Below are 16952 nucleotides of genomic sequence, written 5' to 3'. Positions count from 1 at the left end.
TGATTATCAGGTAGCGAAAACAGCCAGGCGGAGGCTATTCGTCTCGTTGTACCGTCGCCTGCTGCTGGCTGGTATCCGTGGCATCCTGCCCGGCGTCAGCCTGCGTTTGCTGGTCATTGCCTCCACTATCCTGCTTCTGCGTATCGCTCTTATTCTCGTTGCTACGCGATGAGGACGTCGACGTATATTGTTCGGCAGGCGTACCGTAACTATTGTCAATCGGTATGTTCGCCGCAGCCAGATACGTGTTCATAAACTCTTTCCATGCCGGCGTTGCAATATACATGCCATACCACGAACGACGGTACACCCCGTTGATCGTCTTGTTGTCAAAAGTGTTCCGGGTCGGATTCTGGGCATCGCCGACTGCCACGAACGCCGCCACCTCATTCGGCACGAAACCGGCGGTAAGCATCATGGTGTTCTCGTTGGTACCCGTCTTCGCAAAGGTTTTGCGCCCATTGTCCAACTGGGTGGCCGCCGCCTCGCCGTTCGGCTGCACCACACCTTGGTTCAGCGCGTACGCCACCGTCTGTGCGATGTCCGGGTCAATAGCCTGATGGCAGTTCGCCTGCGGCACCTTGAGTGATTCACCGGACTGGTTCGTCACCTTGGTGATGGCAACCGGAGTGCATTCGACACCGTTGGCACCCAAAGTGGCATACACATTCGCCATGGTCAGCGGGGAAGCCTGCGCCGTACCAATGGTCATCGGAGGCTGGAAGGAATTGGTGGAATACACGTCCTCCGCATTGGCGGCCGCATTATGGTATCCCACTTCTTTAGCCGCATCCGCAATCGCGCACAGACCAATCTGCGAGGCCATGGCCGCCTGCGTGGTGTTGTGCGAGCGCACCAGACCCTGCAACGGAGTTTCCTGATACACCGTGCCACCTTCGGAATTATGGACCGACCATGCACTGCCCGTAAACGAATGACCTGCGCAATTGAAACTGCTCTGCTGGTAGAGGGTAGAGGTTTTCAACACCTCGTTGATGGAATGTCCCTGCTGCATCCACGCCACTAAATTGATGGGCTTCCAGGTCGATCCAGTCGGGAAGCCCGTTCCCCCGCCATCGGCCTCATCCACCATATAATTCATGGAAGTTTTCGTCGGATCATTTTGCGCCGCAGACGTAGCATCATATGTTCGGTTGATACCGAACCCCAGCACTTCGCCCGTCCCCGGTTTGATCGCAGCAATCATGACCTCGAATCCCGATGGGTCATTCTCCGGGATGGTGTCACGGGCAGCTTTCATGGCAGCCGCATTAGCATTGACATCCATCGTGGTGTAGATATCAAGACCACCCTCTTTGAGTAGCTTGTCACGCTCTTCGGCATTCTTACCGAATTCCTTGGAGTTAAGGATCTGGTTGGTGACGTAATCACAGAAGAATGCCGCATCGCCCGCCGACTGGCATCCAGCCTCCACCGACTGGATATTCAAGGTATCGGCCAGAGGCGTATTCACCGCCTCGTCATGTTCGGCCTGAGTGATATACCCCTGCTCAAGCATCAGATCAAGCACGATATTGCGCTGCTCTTCGGATTCCTTCCGATTGGCTTCGATGGACGGATCGTAGCGTTCCGGGTTCTTGGTAATCGCCGCGATGGTCGCTGCCTGCACAATGTTCAAGTCAGCAGCGCTAGTATTGAAATAGCGACGTGCCGCCATTTCCACACCAAACAGATTATTGCTCCCGAACTGCGCGATGTTGAGATAACCCTGCAAAATCTCCAGCTTGGAATACTGCTTCTCCATCTGCACGGCGATCAGCATCTCACGCAGCTTACGAGCGATGGTGTCTTCGGAAGCATGATATTCGGCAATGGGATCGTTATCTTCCCGAGCCTTGACCATCAGCACGTTCTTGACATACTGCTGCGTAAGCGACGAACCACCCTGCGTATCGCCCTTCTTGATATACGTTTGCACGAACGCTCGCATCACGCCTTGCACATCCACACCGGAATGCTGGAAGAAACGGCGGTCCTCACGCGCCACCACCGCGTGCTGCATGGGCTTGGAAATCTCTTTAAGCGGCACCACGATACGATTTTGTGCATAGAACGTGGCAATTACCGTCTGCCCATCGGAGGCATACAGCCGCGACTGCTGCGGCAGATTCGTCACATCAAAATCCACGCCCTGGACCTGTAAGGACGGCGCCACCGACTTGACCACGTTATTAATTCCCAGCACCGCCGGCATTACCAGCAGACTGGCTACCACACCGCCACTGACGCACAGCAGGATGTAAGACAGTACGAGCGAAAACACACGTCGAACAAGCAGGGTCTTCTTCTTGGGCATGCTGAATATTCTAGAGGGGCGGGTCTACCAACCGGCGCGTTGCGCCATCAGCACGTATATTCCTTACAGAAGCGCCACAGAAAGCCATTTTCTCTGAATATTCGCTGAAACTTAGTGGCGAGAACGCCGAATAAGCATGCCCGGCTGATAGATGATGATGGAACGACCCTGACGGGCAATCCAGCCACGATTGGCGAAATCCATCAACGCCTTGTTCACGGTCTCTCGCGACGAGCCCACCAACTGCGCCATCTCCTCCTGTGTCAAATCATGGGGAACCTTCACGCCTTCCTCAACCGGTTCGCCAAATCGTACGGCAAGGTTAAGCAACGTTTTTGCCAAACGCGCCGGCACATCCATGAACACCAAGTCGGAGATGCGCTCGTAATTGGCGCGCATACGGTTAGCCAGCACCTGCAGCATGTCCACCGCCACACGCGGATACTTATCCAACCAGGCGAACAAGGCCTGATGCTCCATCCACACCACGCTGGTGCCGTTGCCCATCGCCACCGCCGACGCAGTCCGAGGACCGCCATGCGGATCGAACACCGGAATCTCACCCAACACCTCGCCTCGTGCGTGGATGCTGATCAGCTGCACACGGTTGTCATTGGATTCGCGGATGAGCTTGACTTTGCCCTCCTCCAGCAGATAGATACGATGGTCAGTATCCCCTTCGCTGAAGATATAATCACCCTTGTCAAACACCGCACGCTGCAACGCAGGCAGTAGTTCCTCGGCCTGATCAGGCGAAACTTGTTTGAATAGCGCGGTATGCAGCAGGACATTCTCCTCGTCCGGCATCTCATTCGCCTTCATCGACACATCGCACCTCCCACCAATGCGGCAACCATGCCGTCGCTTCCTCCATTGTAAAACGTTCACCCTAGCGGGCGCGCGCACGCCACACGACATTACACCATCATGGCGGACAGCTCGTGCATCGCACAACAAAAAACCCGACCGATTGGTCGGGTTTTCGGCGTATCGCTACGCAACAATCAACGAGTCTCGCGGTGGAGCGTCTGCTTGCCACAACGGGAGCAGAACTTCTTCAGCTCAAGACGATCCGGCGTATTGCGACGGTTCTTCGTCGTGATGTAGTTGCGCTCCTTGCACTCAGTGCACGCGAGCGTAATGCCCGGACGGATGTCGGCGCTCTTGCTTGCCATGTCGTTCACCTCTTGTTGGTTGTGTATTGGCCGTTGCCGACCTTTGTAGCGAGAAAGAGACTCGAACTCTTGACCTTACGATTATGAGTCGTACGCTCTAGCCAGCTGAGCTATCCCGCCAGAGAGCCTCGAGTGAGAATCGGACTCACGACCTCTTCCTTACCAAGGAAGTGCTCTACCACTGAGCTATCGAGGCGTGGCGGATAGTGGATTCGAACCACTGAAGCACGAAGCGCCTGATTTACAGTCAGGTCCCTTTGACCGCTTGGGAAATCCGCCGCGTTACCTGTGCAACCTAGGCCGCAACCGGCAACTTGGCTATCATGCCACGGCAGTGCGACATACGCAACCTGCGACACGCCGTGATATGACAACTCCCGCAAATCCCCCCAAACAGTCCTGCTATCGCAGGGGGTTCACCTGTCGGCTATCACCATATCCCCGATTATGCGCTCGCCCCATACCATTGACTGCGCAGCCCAGCACACACTGACACAAAGCGTTCGCACGCCTCGACTTCGCCAATGGACACGCGCACGCCTTCACCGTCAAACGCACGAACCGACAACCCTTGACACTCGCATGCAGCCGCCATATCCATGGTGCGATCGCCCACCGGCAGCCAGACGAAGTTCGCATACGGCTGCGGCACTGTCCACCCCTGACGGCGCAGCTCGTCCACCAGCCACTCCCGACGACGTACAAGGACCTCAACCCGCTCGTTCAAGGCATCCTGTTGATCCAACGATGCGATGGCCGCTGACTGCGCCACATCAGACACGCCGAATGGCAACGCCACCTTACGCATACCCTCAATAATCTCCCGACGAGCCACGGCATAGCCGACACGCAAGCCAGCCAAACCATACGCCTTCGAGAAGGTACGCGCCACCACCACGTTCGGATGCTCGGCGAACAACGCCATACCATCGCAGGTGTCCGGATCGGTATTGAACTGTACATACGCCTCGTCGACCACAATGAGCACATCCTCGGGAACCGCCCTCACCATACGCTCCATCTCCTGTCGCGTCAGGCTTACCGACGTAGGATTATTGGGGTTATTCACCACCACCAATCGCGTGCGCGGCGACAAGGCGGCAATTATCCCCTCCACATCATGTCCGCCATCGGCACGATTGGGTACCTGCACACTGGTGGCCCCCGCGTCAGCCACAATAATCGGATACGCCTCGAAACTACGCCACGGATACACCACCTCGTCACCGGGGCCGGCAACCAAGCGCACCACCATGGTGATGACCTCCGTAGATCCACAGCCCAACACCACTTCTTCTGGGTCGACACCATGCAACGCCGCCAAACGTTCCACCAACGCCCAGCCACGCATGTCGGGATACCGGTTGATGGTGCCCAACGCCGAGTTTTCAATCGCCTCCACCACGCCCGGCAACGGCGCGAACGGATTTTCGTTGCTGGAGATCTTGTATGCGCGAACCCCTTCGCGCTGTGGCGCCGGACGCCCCTGGCGGTAGGAGGGAATAGTGTCGATGATGGAACGATATCGGAAAGTCATGTCTGCCATCATAGGCGCGGAAAACCGCAACGCGCCGCATACATCTCACTTACCGATGCCGGAGACGCCTCCCACGACGAACACTCCACGGCGTTACGACACACACGCCGCCTTCAACGCCCCAACACACCCGCATCGACGGAGCAGCGCATCCTCCGCCCCGCGCACCCCATCGGCTACAGATACGCAAGACCGCTTCCCGGGATTGACCCGACTCCCCTTCTTGCACCGTCGCCGTATCGGCGAGCAGCACCCCGCACAAAAAACAAAATCACCGTATAACAAACGGGGCCTACCGACTCCGGCAGACCCCGTCTACGCTGCATGCAGCGAATAAATCACTCAGCCAAGAATGGCCAGCACATCACGAGACGAGACAATCAGGTAGTCCTCGCCTTCGTAACGCACCTCGGTACCACCATACTTGGAATACAGCACCTTGTCGCCAACCTTGACATCCATCGGGATGCGCTCGCCCTTGTCGTCACGACGACCCGGGCCAACCGCCAGGACTTCACCCTGCTGCGGCTTCTCCTTGGCATTGTCCGGAATGAACAGACCGGAAGCGGTCTGCGTCTCGGCTTCCGCCTGCTTGACGATAATCTTATCTTCCAACGGTGTGAGTGAGATCGACACGGTGTGCCTCCTCTTTCTTCAGAGAAACGAACCAATACCATTCGCGACGAAACGATGTGCCAGGCGGCTGACGTATACACCGAACACGCCGTTCCCTCGCGCCAAACACCATCGTAGCGCGATTGTTAGCACTCTGCCAACTTGAGTGCTAACGCTGAGAGTGAAACCTCAGGAATTCCGACGTGCCAGAATGGTTTCCAACCCCGACCCCAACGAATCGGAAGTCTCTTGCGGCGCGTCGATATCCGCATGCGTCTCACGATCATGGAATTCACCGCAATCCTCAACCATATCCGAATCGTCATCACGCTGCACCGACTCGGCAATACGACGAGCTTCCTCGGCCTCCACAGGCACGGCCTGCGCTACCTGCTTGGCAGAGGAGCGAATCTCCAAGCTCTGCGGCTCGGCAACCTGTGGCACTACGCCATCGCGCGGGGCTCCCAACGAGAACGAAATCAAATCTTGGCAGCTTGTCATATCCACCGCATCAAGCTCACGAGCCGCATGCACTTCGTGAAGCTCAATGGTGGCGTCGCGCTCCACCGTTTCATCATGCACCGTCAGCGTCGTCGACTCCTGCTCCAACGGGGCTTGCAACGCTTGATCTTCACACACATCTGACATATCGGACGCCGAACTCTGACGACGATCCAATGCAGCCTGAGCCTCGGCACGCGCCTGGCGTAACGCACGGCGAATCTCACGCTGTTCCATCACATCCGTCGGCGTATCATCGCGAGAAGTGGCTACCGGTTCGCTCAATGGCCCCACCGGCTGCGCCCGCTCATCACCATGTGTAGTCACAGCATCTACTTGAGGTTGCCGACCGGCTTTGGATCGTTCGGCAACCTTTGGACCACGGGCCGACAGACGAGACCGCTGAGCCACACGACGCTCCCACGCCCTCGCGTGACGCGACGCGCGCATTCCCAACGTCACCACGACCGCCAACAACACCGCGGGAATCAGTGCAAACCACGCAGAGAAATGCCATACCAGCGCCGCGACGACCACAGCCAATGTCGTCAGCGCCAATGACAACACCAGCATCTGCCGGCGACGAACCGCCGAGCGACGCAACTGCCGTACATGCTCGATATGCGCACGGGACAACGTGGCAGATGACTGTGTTGGCTGCATAATAGCCCCTTTCGCACGCGGCGTGCGCTCATCCGAGAACCGAGTCGCACTGTGTGCATCAATAAGATGCAACGAGGGAGAATATCGATCCTCACGGTGTTGAATCACCCGTTTCATCCCGTTCACCGTCCGATTGGGCAGCCAACAAGCCAAAACAAGTACAACAATCGCCAGCACAATGAGGGTACTGAGCGATTGGTAATCCATATTCAACAAGAATAGGGGACTTTATGGATATTTCGTGTCCTTGGTGTTATGGCGTGTCGGAGCAATAATTGCGCGACAAAACCATCTGGAACATCCTCACACATCATGGTATACACCACATGGTCGCACCACTGATTACCTACGTACATATAGCGCCGCATTACGCCTTCTCTATGCGCGCCCACTTTATCCATCACCCTCAGCGAGCGCAGATTATGCGGCATAATGGCGATTTCCATGCGATGCAACTGCGGCCCTCTGGAATCAAGCAGCGCCCAATCGGCCATCAGCGCCACCGCCATGGGGGCAACCCCTTGCCCAGCGCAGTCCTGCGCCACCCAATACCCCACCATGCCGGAACGCAACGAACCATACGAAACCGCGCCCAGTGAAATCTGCCCCACAATGTGTCCCTGCAAGGTAATCGCCATCACCGCGCCCTGCCCGGTACGCGCCATCATCTCCTGCCGGCGCATCCACGCACGATACGACAATCCGGCACCACCTTGCGGATCGGAAGATTCCCACGGAGCCAACCACTCTCGATTATCCCATCGTACCGCCGACCATTCATCCTCATCATCCAACGTCAGCGGGCGTAAGACAACAGCAGGTCCGCCCATCGACGTACGCAAAGACCGCGGCAACGACCATGATGTCTCGCTACAGGAACGAGACCAGCACAAACCACGCAACATAGACACGACTTCCATTGTGCCACCACGCTGCGCATGCGGGCGGCATTTGCACCGCACCGCCACACGTGTCTTGACACCGACTAGGATATGTAGCGGTCACTATACGAATAAGCCCGCAGCCACGCGAGGAACATGCACGGAGGAGAACATTGCCTACCTATCATTACCGTTGCAAGCAATGCGCATACGATTTCACCGAACATCAGTCGTTTGATGACGCTCCCATCACCGTGTGTCCCGAATGCGGCAAACCGGAAGTGCACAAAGTATATGCATCCGTTCCGATCGCATTCAAGGGCAGTGGTTTCTATCGGACGGATTCCTCGTCGTCCTCGTCGAAGTCGGAATAAGGTCGTACATGCGTCAATAAACGCATCCGCCGCCACCGGCGACACGCCAACAACAAGCCTTCGACCACATTCATCCATCATACTTGCCACGGTTCGCGCCACCAAGGCAGGATAAGCGCATGCTTATTTTCCCTTACCGCGAACCCGCCACTTTGCGGCAACGCCGAGTCAGGCGTAACACGCGTCGACTCTGCATCGCTGTACTTGCCGGATTATCCGCACTCATGCTGGCGCAGGTCATCGCCATGCCGCAAGAAAACACCCCCGTCATCGTCGTCAGCACCACCGTGGAACGCGGCCATGTACTTACCGCCGACAACCTCGTCACCATGTATGTGCCACGCAGCCTCATCAGCAAACATATGCTTGTTTCCGCCGATCAGGCGCAAGGCACCACAGCACTGATCACATTGTACGCCAATACCCCCATACCCGATAGTGCCGTCAGCACAGCGCCTGCCATTCCCACAGGATACAGCGTCGTTGATCTGCCCATCGCCAACGCCAGCGAAGGTCTTACCATTGCCAGCAGGCTGACCATCCGTGCCCATCCTCATATCAACGCATCGACCGGCACTAGCGCAGGCCCTAGTGCAGAGCTCCACGAGGGCACCAACGAAGAGCGCGCCCACAGCGAGAACACCAATGACGAAAACGCCAACACACGTATCGTCAGCGACCATGCGATACTCATCGGCATTCACGTCGTCCCACACAACGACCATGACTCGCCATCCGAGCCAGAGCATGCTTGGCATGTATCAGCAACACTCACCCTGGCCATGCCCGCCGACGACACCGTCACCGCGCTATCGTTACGCGACACCCATTGGTTTATCGCCAGCGACCACCACGATGACCGTCAATATGACAACGGCCGTCTTGAGGACGGCCGTCAGTAACGTGCACTATGTGTTCGCTCAACTAGGCAACGGCTAGCGCCGTGAATTGAACTGCGCCCAGTGAGGAGGCAACTCACCTAAAATGCGCTGGTCATCATCCGCCGCACGTTGACCGGCGGTCAGCACATCCGAGGGTTCCCATTTCACACCGTCGGCATCAAAACGCTCCGTACCTTGGCGCACCACACGACGATGCCCACGCGCAGTGCGCCGGTTCGGATCATAATGCGACGAAGTCATAACGTCCTCCACACCTCAGGCTTCCCGATACAGCTCGCCAAGCCGAGCCACGATACGATCAACTTCCTTATCGGGATTGACGAACGAGCCAACGCTCCACACCGTCATCACCGACCAGCCCAAACGATGCAAACGCTCCGCCGCCACACGATGCCGTTCACGTGTCGACTGCATGCCCATAAATTGGGCGTTGTCCGTCAACACCGCCAACATCAACGGCTTATCCGGCAAACCAACCGCCAACGCCAACCGGTCGCCGTGCTCGTAGCCATACTCCACCTGCGCGCACAAGCCGCGCGCACGCAAACGCTGTGCCAAATCCGTAAATAGCACATCATCCTCACCGCGAGAACACAGCTGTTCCTCAACATTCGTCTCGCCAGCCTGCTTCGCCCAACGCAGCATATCCTTCAACAGCTTCGGGCCGGGTTGATGAATGCGCTCGTCATCCATATCATCTGCATCGAAAGACGCCACAATATCGACATGGCGCTGTGCCAGAGCCAACGCATCCAACAGCATGCCGCAGCCTGAGTCGCCCTCAATCGAACCGAACTGTTGCAACAGCCGACCATGCGCCGTCTTAGCATAGCTACAAGCAATAATCACATCAGTGGCATATGCTCCGGCGACATCGGCAATATCCACAATACGCACATGCCGTAAGAATTTGCCCATGGAACGGTTCTTCGCCGCCAACGACTTCAAATCAGCACCCAAACGCATACGGAAAGCACTGGTCAACGCCACCACCGTCAGCGTGTACTGCGCCGGTACAATGGTGAAACGTGAGGCATGAGCCATAATGATGCGCACCACTTCGTCGACTTCCTGCTGGCTGCTTTCCACCAAGCCAGTGGACATCACCGGAATGCCATTCGCTTCCACCTGATGGAACCGCACCGCGCCACGCTTGCCTTCCACAGCAACCTCATAGCGCACCGCACCATACCCATGCTCCTGCAAAAACTCGCCGACCAACGGCGAACGCAAGCCCATGCCCTCATCCACCTGCACACGCGGCAGCATATCCACCAACGTCTTCAACGACTCACACGTCATCGTTTCACGATGTCCCAGCACCACCACGTGACGAACACGGCTCAACACGGCCAACAACTGTACGGAAGGCATATGCGCTCCCGCATCCACAATCGCCACATCCGCGATCATCGCAGGCTCGGTCAATGCCGCTAAGGTCGCGGGAGTAGCCATCAACACCGGTGTGGCAGCCGCCATAATCTGCGGATGGTCGCGACGCAACCGCGCCCAGGCGACATGCCCCTGCCCCGCCAACGCGGTATGCAGCACATTCGCTTCCTGCGTATGCGCAAACAGCATATCGCACAGACGACGCATGGATTCCTGCGCCACCATAGGACCCACCGAACGCACATGCTCCACATCCACTTGGGCGAAACGATCGGCGGCAGTTTGCAACGCCGACCCATCCTGATTGGAAATCATGGCCGACGAGCGCACGATATCCTCAAACACAGTAGTCCACCATGCCAGCTGCAATTCGGCACCCACCGAAGCCACGCTCACGCCACGCTCACGCAAATCATCCACCAACGCGGTCAAACCCACCGTCTGGAATTCCCGTTCCAAACGACAACGTTCCGGTAAGGTATCCAACGAACGATGGTCATCCAACAACCGTTTCAGACGAGCCTCAACCTCATTGAAGTCCGCCGTCTCCAAATTACCGCCCTGCGGCGTGGTCGCCAACACCGCATTCAACGCCGTCATGTTGCTGGACAACGCCTCCTGCGTCGCCACAATGTCATCCAACTTGCCCGGTAACACCGGCCAGCCGCCACGCGGCGCAAACATATGCCACTGCTCGGACTGCTTTGCGACCACTTTCAGCGCCTCATGCAAGTTCTCCACCTGCGCGCCCACGCGCAGCAACCCGCGAGCTTCCTTCATATGGCGACGACGTTCCCAGAAGCCCATGGAGGAACCATTGGCCTTGCGATCGGCCTTGGATCGTGTGGCCTCGATCATGGCAGCAATGTCGCGTTCGAAAATCTCCGGCTGGAATACATCCAGCACACGGCGAAGATTTTTCAATACCGCAACCTCACGTCCCCACTCCTGCGCGGTGGATGGAATGGAGAAGCCACACGTCTGCACCGTGGACGTAACTTGCTCGCGCGTGGCAGGCAGTACCTGCTGCAACAGATTCATCACGCGCTGATAGACGGCAACCGCCTCATCCTCGCTGGTAATCGACGCTTTGAACCATGCCGTATCCTGCTCGGTAATGGTGTATTCGCCAACTTCGCCGGCACGCTCCAGTTTGCCAACCCAATCTTCCATATGGCCGGCGATCGAACGCGCAGTATCCTGAGTCAGCCGCACGCGCGTACACGGATGCGTTGGCATGCTGGCAATATTGGCAAGATTCTGAATCGTCTGATATGCCGATACCCCCCAACGCTCGTTCACCCCATGCAGGTCGCCCAAATAGCGGGTCAGACGGGAACGTACACCTACCAATTCATCGGAAAGCTGATCAAATCGGGCTTTGGCGTTGCCGCCGCGGAAACCCACCGCCTCAATGAGCCGACGATCAATACTTGACGCCATCTGCTCTTCAGACAGATCCAGTATCAATCCCTGCAAGTCATGCTTGCTCATCACCTGCGTGAACCTGCGGCGCTGATCGGCGACACCCGGCACATACAGCACACTCTTACCCGCCATCACACAGCGGGAGGCAATGGCAGCCGCCTGTTGTGCGGTATCGGCCCCCAGTGATGAGTCCACCATCAGCGAGTGCCCGGCCGCGGCTATATTCGCCGCATATCGCACAGCGTTGTCCACATCTCCCACGGCGTATTCGGCATGCGGATCGCCGTCGAAAGGACTGTATTGGGCAACCACATCCTCACGCAACGCCTTATCGGCCTGCTCATACCCAGCCAGGGCATCCACTAACGTATTGCCCGTAGCCCCGGCAGACAATTCGGCAATCAAGGTCTGGCTTTCCACCAACAGTTGTGTGGCCGGATCCATGAAGCAGCCCAAAATAATCTGCCGTTCGATCGAGAAATCCTCCAGCACACCCGACGCCTGCTCGGTAATAGCCGCGAACACCGCCGATGTTTCCGGAGTTCCGGACGCATAATTCGAACCGTCAAACAATGCGCGCTCATCAAGCCGCACGCCACGCTCGCGCAAAGCACTGACAAACGCGGCATTCAATTGCACACGTCCCACAAACGTCACCGACGCATCATGCGCGGACGCCTTGGAATTGCCACTGGCCTCAACTGGATACAGCAGCACCGGCATATGGTGATGACGCCACGTTGCCACGCCCACCACCAGCGACAGCTCCGCCAATCCGGCGATGCGCCCCTTGGCAGCACGATCGTCCAACACTCGGTCCAAACGACGTTCGGCGGTACGCAACATGCCGTTGTCCCTGAACAATGCGCTCAACGTCACCTGACCGCTGGCAAACAGCCGCGCAATGCCCGACGGATGCGCATGAGTCAACTCAAGCCGTGCACCAAGCTGCTCGACGTCCTGCAAGGCGGACGGTGCCAACCCCTTGCGATACTCCTCGCGCCATTCGCGCAGCCGATCCACTCCCGACGCCGCGTTCTGCCCTGATGCCTGTGCGCTCATAATGCGCTCACTTCCCTACTGATCTGCGATACTGGTCATATCCTGAATTGCGTGACAAGGCGTCGTCAATATCCTGATTGCCCTGCGCGGCCAGCCACGCGTACAAATCGTCATACAACGACGGATTCATCGCCAGGAACGGCAGCAGTTCGGGATGACGCGCCATGGCAAACTGCGTGGAGAAATCCGTCGTAGTTTTGGCATCATCCGAGTGAAGCCCCTCAACCTCAACCACCGGCTCCTGCGCCGCGAACTCGCCCTTGGAAACACGCTCGAATACCGAACCCGGCTCAAACGCAGGGGTATATGTCTCCTCCTGAGATACCGAAGAAACCTGACCTCGACCCTGCACATACGCCTGATGATCCTGCGGAACCTGCATGTCATCCGTTTGTGGCGCATCGTCCAACGCTGTAAACACCGGCTCACCGCCACGCAAATCTTCAAGTGACGTTGTGGACACCGAAGCAACCGATTCCACCGGTACCGGATTCGCCGCTTCCGCCATGGCCTGCGGTTGCATGTCGTTTTGCTGCGATACGGCAAGCGACGCGGATTCCACCGTCATACCCTCCGATGCAGCAGCCGCCACCGGCGCCAACGCACTCGACGAGGACGACGTTACGGACGACGCAGCAAGAGTCGCTTCCTGCGATACCGGCAACGGTCCCGTGCGACGCTCCACCCAATCCTGAGCCAGCACCGGTCCGTCAGACACGGCAACGTCCTCTTCCGACATCGGGGACTCCTGCGTGGACAAGATACCGGATCCATCCACAGGAACGCCCATCGGCGCATTCGTCATGGGCGCATCGGGCAGAGGGGCTGCAGCCGTAGCCGCATCCGTATCTTGCCGCTGAATCATACCCGTCTCAAACAAATCATCAACCGCCACGTCCTCGACAGCCGGAGCCACCACCGGCACATCGATGCTGGGCATCACTTCGCCCACATCCAAGGCTCGGGATTCCGGCTCAGCCACCGGAGCGTGTACATCACCGTCCACAGCGCTGGCGGCAATCATATCCTGCGCGGCGTTGAGCGATTCCTCTACGGACTGCTGCTGCGCCTGCAACAACGCAATGGCCGCATCGGGCAAATCAGCCGGCAAATCATGCTTCACGGCATCCAAAGGATCCACGTGCAGCTGCTGCGCCTGCTGGCGCACATCCTGAGCCCGGAACATGCTGGTCGGCTCACCGGCACGCAAGTCAAGAATTTCATCCACCGACATATCCGAGGCATCCGGCTCCTGGCGTGCGCCATTGGCCGCATAATCAAACAAATCAGTCACCGATTCGTTCGGCTGCACGTCCTGTGCCACATCCATACGCATAAAATCAACCGGCACATCGCCGAACTGCACGTGCACCAATGACGAAGGCAGCACAAAATCCGCATCGATTGGCAACCGCGCCAACCCCCCTTGTTCCTGCACCACATACGTGCCATTGGTGGAATGCAAATCACGCAACGTAGCCGTACCGCTCTCATTTACCGAAAACAGCGCGTGACGCTTCGACATGGAGCGTGTCTCATCAGGAACTTCCAAACGCACAATACCGTTGGACAGCAAGGGACGCAACGGCTTACGACCAATCTCTAGGCGCTCTCCCGAACGCACGCTGGTCAGATCAACGCCATCGACCTTAATCACCCACTGCTGTGTTTGTCGTTCACCACTCACTATGCCGGCCTTCCTTTCACGGACACGCATTACCTGCCATTGTGTCATGGTTTGACCCATGAATGCTGTACAACGCGCGTCGGAACACAATCTCCACCAATGCGGAGGTCCATTCCCCCTATCATCATAGCGACTTCGCCAATATGCCGTGTCGCAATATGGGAAGGCCCCGTCATTGTCACAACAATGACGGGGCCCACCCTACGTAATGGGGTGCGGCTGACGCCGCGCACATTACTTGAGCTCGACGGTGGCGCCAGCCTCTTCCAGAGCGGCCTTGGCCTTCTCGGCATCTTCCTTCTTGGCGTGCTCGAGCACCGGCTTCGGAGCACCGTCAACCAGAGCCTTGGCTTCGGCCAGACCCAAGGAGGTGATGCCGCGCACGGCCTTGATGACCTGAATCTTCTTGTCGCCGACGGCAGCGAGGATGACGTCGAACTCATCCTTCTCTTCCTCAGCGGCAGCAGCGCCAGCAGCCGGAGCAGCGGCGACAGCGGCGACCGGAGCGGCAGCCTCAACGTCGAATTCCTCTTCGAACGCCTTCACGAACTCGGAGAGCTCGACGAGGGTCATTTCCTTGAACGCTTCCAGGAGCTCGTCCTTGGTGAGCTTAGCCATGATGGCTTCCTTTCATTCGTGGCAACCGGCTGATGACTTGGAGCGCCGGCTACCGAAATTTTTATTGATTTATTGGTACGTTGTCGATTACGGACGCGGCTGACGCCGCACGCAATCAGGCAGCCTTCTCCTGCTTGTCGCGCAGAGCGTCCATCGTGCGCACCGCCTTGGTCGGCAGCGCAACGAACACGTATGCGGCCTTGGCCATCGTGCCCTTGAGCGCGCCAGCCATCTCGGAGAGCAGCTGCGGACGAGACTTGAGGTCTGCGAGCTGCATGGCACCGGCTGCGTCGTAGACGGTTCCATCAGCGTAACCGCCCTTGACAACGAGTGCCTTGTTTTCCTTGGCGAAATCACGCAGGGTCTTCGCCACCTCGATGAAGTCACCCTTCACGAAGGTAACCGCGGTCGGGCCGGAGAGGATCTCGTCGAGACCCTCGATGCCAGCTTCCTTAGCGGCAATGCGAGTCAGCGTGTTCTTCGCCACAGTGTAGGAAGTATCGCGGCCTAGCTTTTCACGCAGATCGGAAATCTGCGGAACGGTAAGCCCGCGGTACTCGGTGAGGTAGATCGCGTCGGCTTCACGGAACTGAGCCGTAAGCTGGGCGACCACCGCTTCCTTTTCGGGCCTCTTCATGGCGTTCCTTCCTAAGTCGGCCGTTGACAAGAAAGATTCGCCGGGCAACAAAAAAGCCCTGCACGCAGGCAGAGCACAACACACCCGTAACGGGCATCCGTCGCAAACGACGGTTCATACTGCAACCTGCGTTGGCTTGGCGAACCAAACTTCGGAAGCCTTGCGACTTCAACCAACGGTCTGTGGTTTACGAATAGGTATGGTATTCGTAGGCTGCGACGATGGTGGCTTCGGCGTGTCGCCGCCCAAATCGCGCTCCATAACGGCAAGTGGCCCGCCGGATGCACCGACGAGCCACCTCTAACCATAATCATGGTGTTGCCCGCACCATGCCAGTGCAGGCAACACCGTCTGACATTATCCGCGACGCTTCGTCAGCATCACCGAACCGCCCAGCAGCGCCAGGAACGCAGCAACGGCGACCACCGCAGTTACGGCAGCGCCAGTTGCGGACACCTTGCCACTCTGCTGGGACTTCGATGCGTTGTCCTTGGACGAAGAGTCACCGTTGCCACCCGCATCAGGGTCGTTCGGACCGGGGTTCGGATTGGGATCCGGGTCAGGCTGCTGCCCGCCCTCCTCCTGGTCGTTGTTGCTCGTGACATTGACGTTCAGCACCTGCGGCTTGGGCAAGGTGTCCTCAGTGGACCCTTCCGCCAACGTGCCGTAGCGCTCGTCAAGCACCTGCAGATCCGTGATCGACACGGTTACCTCGGCATCCTTGGCGTCACCGAGCAGATGCACGGTACCCAATGTCACCACACCTTCGTCATCAAGCGCTTGATCGCCCGACGATACGACAATGGAGACATCGGTATTGCCTTCGCTCTGCACCTGCGCGTCGCGCACGGTAGCGAGCTTGGTCATCTCGTCCGAGAAGGAGAACGACCCTACCGAGAATGGATTGACCGGATCGGCGGTGGTTACCCGCACCGTGGCCCGCACGCTGTGCGCGCCACGCAATCCCTTGAGCGAGATCGGCAGATCAGCCGTACCCTGCGCCACTTCGATCGGCGCGAGTTCCGGAATCTGCTGCGCCGCCAACGCGGGACGAACGCCCGCCATCAGCATCGCAGCCGCCGCCAACGCCATCACGACCTGCATCGCACGACGAGCGATGCCAGCGGCGCGGCCACCCATGAGTACTGTGTGTTGAGACATGG

Annotated in this window: 15 protein-coding genes and 3 tRNA genes; 2 read left to right on the top strand and 16 right to left on the bottom strand. The window is 58.0% G+C overall.

Annotated elements, in window-relative coordinates; all coding sequences use genetic code 11:
- Positions 1-34: 34 nt before the first annotated feature.
- The 10 genes from AC1AWK_RS01335 to AC1AWK_RS01290 all read right to left on the bottom strand — a co-directional run bounded on the left by AC1AWK_RS01335 (position 35) and on the right by AC1AWK_RS01290 (position 7713).
- Positions 35-2317 (bottom strand): transglycosylase domain-containing protein, encoded by a 2283-nt coding sequence (locus tag AC1AWK_RS01335; RefSeq protein ID WP_476567512.1) that lies wholly within the window; start codon positions 2315-2317, stop codon positions 35-37.
- Positions 2318-2428: 111 nt separating this feature from the next.
- A complete protein-coding gene (locus tag AC1AWK_RS01330; RefSeq protein WP_476567511.1) occupies positions 2429-3139 on the bottom strand; it encodes a Crp/Fnr family transcriptional regulator in 711 nt (236 codons plus the stop codon).
- Between the two features lie 182 nt (positions 3140-3321).
- Positions 3322-3492 (bottom strand): 50S ribosomal protein L33, encoded by a 171-nt coding sequence (rpmG, locus tag AC1AWK_RS01325; RefSeq protein WP_033514989.1) that lies wholly within the window; start codon positions 3490-3492, stop codon positions 3322-3324.
- A 46-nt stretch (positions 3493-3538) separates the two neighbouring features.
- A tRNA-Met gene (locus AC1AWK_RS01320) sits at positions 3539-3612 on the bottom strand.
- A 4-nt stretch (positions 3613-3616) separates the two neighbouring features.
- A tRNA-Thr gene (locus AC1AWK_RS01315) sits at positions 3617-3688 on the bottom strand.
- A gap of 1 nt (position 3689) precedes the next feature.
- Positions 3690-3771 (bottom strand) — tRNA-Tyr (locus tag AC1AWK_RS01310).
- Positions 3772-3937: 166 nt separating this feature from the next.
- Positions 3938-5029, bottom strand: a complete 1092-nt coding sequence (locus tag AC1AWK_RS01305) for a histidinol-phosphate transaminase (protein WP_476567510.1) — start codon at positions 5027-5029, stop codon at positions 3938-3940.
- A 342-nt stretch (positions 5030-5371) separates the two neighbouring features.
- Positions 5372-5665 (bottom strand): co-chaperone GroES, encoded by a 294-nt coding sequence (gene groES / locus AC1AWK_RS01300; protein WP_476567509.1) that lies wholly within the window; start codon positions 5663-5665, stop codon positions 5372-5374.
- Positions 5666-5833: 168 nt separating this feature from the next.
- Positions 5834-6808: a hypothetical protein gene (locus tag AC1AWK_RS01295; protein ID WP_476567508.1), complete on the bottom strand. Its 975-nt coding sequence runs from the start codon at positions 6806-6808 to the stop codon at positions 5834-5836.
- Between the two features lie 209 nt (positions 6809-7017).
- The gene (locus AC1AWK_RS01290; protein ID WP_476569510.1) at positions 7018-7713 is read right to left on the bottom strand and encodes a GNAT family N-acetyltransferase; all 696 of its coding nucleotides are present in this window, start codon (positions 7711-7713) and stop codon (positions 7018-7020) included.
- Positions 7714-7862: 149 nt separating this feature from the next.
- Here AC1AWK_RS01290 and AC1AWK_RS01285 point away from each other — a divergent pair, with 149 nt between their 5' ends.
- A complete protein-coding gene (locus tag AC1AWK_RS01285; RefSeq protein ID WP_476567507.1) occupies positions 7863-8063 on the top strand; it encodes an FmdB family zinc ribbon protein in 201 nt (66 codons plus the stop codon).
- Between the two features lie 119 nt (positions 8064-8182).
- Positions 8183-8965, top strand: a complete 783-nt coding sequence (locus AC1AWK_RS01280; protein WP_476567506.1) for an SAF domain-containing protein — start codon at positions 8183-8185, stop codon at positions 8963-8965.
- 33 nt (positions 8966-8998) lie between these two features.
- On the opposite strand, the gene AC1AWK_RS01275 is transcribed toward AC1AWK_RS01280, so the two are convergent.
- From AC1AWK_RS01275 to AC1AWK_RS01250, 6 genes are all read right to left on the bottom strand, one after another.
- On the bottom strand, positions 8999-9205 hold the full coding sequence (locus AC1AWK_RS01275) for a hypothetical protein (protein ID WP_476567505.1): 207 nt from the start codon (positions 9203-9205) through the stop codon (positions 8999-9001).
- 15 nt (positions 9206-9220) lie between these two features.
- Positions 9221-12847 carry a helicase gene (locus AC1AWK_RS01270; protein WP_476567504.1) on the bottom strand — a complete coding sequence of 1209 codons (3627 nt, stop codon included), beginning with the start codon at positions 12845-12847 and terminating at the stop codon, positions 9221-9223.
- A 7-nt stretch (positions 12848-12854) separates the two neighbouring features.
- A complete protein-coding gene (locus tag AC1AWK_RS01265; RefSeq protein WP_476567503.1) occupies positions 12855-14534 on the bottom strand; it encodes a variant leucine-rich repeat-containing protein in 1680 nt (559 codons plus the stop codon).
- 234 nt (positions 14535-14768) lie between these two features.
- Positions 14769-15152, bottom strand: coding sequence for a 50S ribosomal protein L7/L12 (gene rplL, locus AC1AWK_RS01260; RefSeq protein ID WP_476567502.1), 384 nt, complete (start codon positions 15150-15152; stop codon positions 14769-14771).
- 115 nt (positions 15153-15267) lie between these two features.
- On the bottom strand, positions 15268-15789 hold the full coding sequence (gene rplJ, locus AC1AWK_RS01255; RefSeq protein WP_476567501.1) for a 50S ribosomal protein L10: 522 nt from the start codon (positions 15787-15789) through the stop codon (positions 15268-15270).
- A gap of 357 nt (positions 15790-16146) precedes the next feature.
- Positions 16147-16950, bottom strand: coding sequence for a hypothetical protein (locus tag AC1AWK_RS01250; protein ID WP_476567500.1), 804 nt, complete (start codon positions 16948-16950; stop codon positions 16147-16149).
- Positions 16951-16952 lie beyond the last annotated feature (2 nt).

The organism is Bifidobacterium sp. LH_491, assembly GCF_056356495.1.
This window is presented reverse-complemented; position numbering and strand designations above follow the sequence as displayed.

Excerpts from the sequence above, each read along its gene's own strand:
- AC1AWK_RS01335 (WP_476567512.1), bottom strand. The coding sequence starts at position 2,317 with ATGCCCAAGAAGAAGACCCTGCTTGTTCGACGTGTGTTTTCGCTCGTA.
- AC1AWK_RS01330 (WP_476567511.1), bottom strand. The coding sequence starts at position 3,139 with ATGAAGGCGAATGAGATGCCGGACGAGGAGAATGTCCTGCTGCATACC.
- rpmG (WP_033514989.1), bottom strand. The coding sequence starts at position 3,492 with ATGGCAAGCAAGAGCGCCGACATCCGTCCGGGCATTACGCTCGCGTGC.
- AC1AWK_RS01305 (WP_476567510.1), bottom strand. The coding sequence starts at position 5,029 with ATGACTTTCCGATATCGTTCCATCATCGACACTATTCCCTCCTACCGC.
- AC1AWK_RS01295 (WP_476567508.1), bottom strand. The coding sequence starts at position 6,808 with ATGCAGCCAACACAGTCATCTGCCACGTTGTCCCGTGCGCATATCGAG.
- AC1AWK_RS01290 (WP_476569510.1), bottom strand. The coding sequence starts at position 7,713 with ATGTTGCGTGGTTTGTGCTGGTCTCGTTCCTGTAGCGAGACATCATGG.
- AC1AWK_RS01280 (WP_476567506.1), top strand. The coding sequence starts at position 8,183 with ATGCTTATTTTCCCTTACCGCGAACCCGCCACTTTGCGGCAACGCCGA.
- AC1AWK_RS01275 (WP_476567505.1), bottom strand. The coding sequence starts at position 9,205 with ATGACTTCGTCGCATTATGATCCGAACCGGCGCACTGCGCGTGGGCAT.
- AC1AWK_RS01270 (WP_476567504.1), bottom strand. The coding sequence starts at position 12,847 with ATGAGCGCACAGGCATCAGGGCAGAACGCGGCGTCGGGAGTGGATCGG.
- rplL (WP_476567502.1), bottom strand. The coding sequence starts at position 15,152 with ATGGCTAAGCTCACCAAGGACGAGCTCCTGGAAGCGTTCAAGGAAATG.
- rplJ (WP_476567501.1), bottom strand. The coding sequence starts at position 15,789 with ATGAAGAGGCCCGAAAAGGAAGCGGTGGTCGCCCAGCTTACGGCTCAG.
- AC1AWK_RS01250 (WP_476567500.1), bottom strand. The coding sequence starts at position 16,950 with ATGTCTCAACACACAGTACTCATGGGTGGCCGCGCCGCTGGCATCGCT.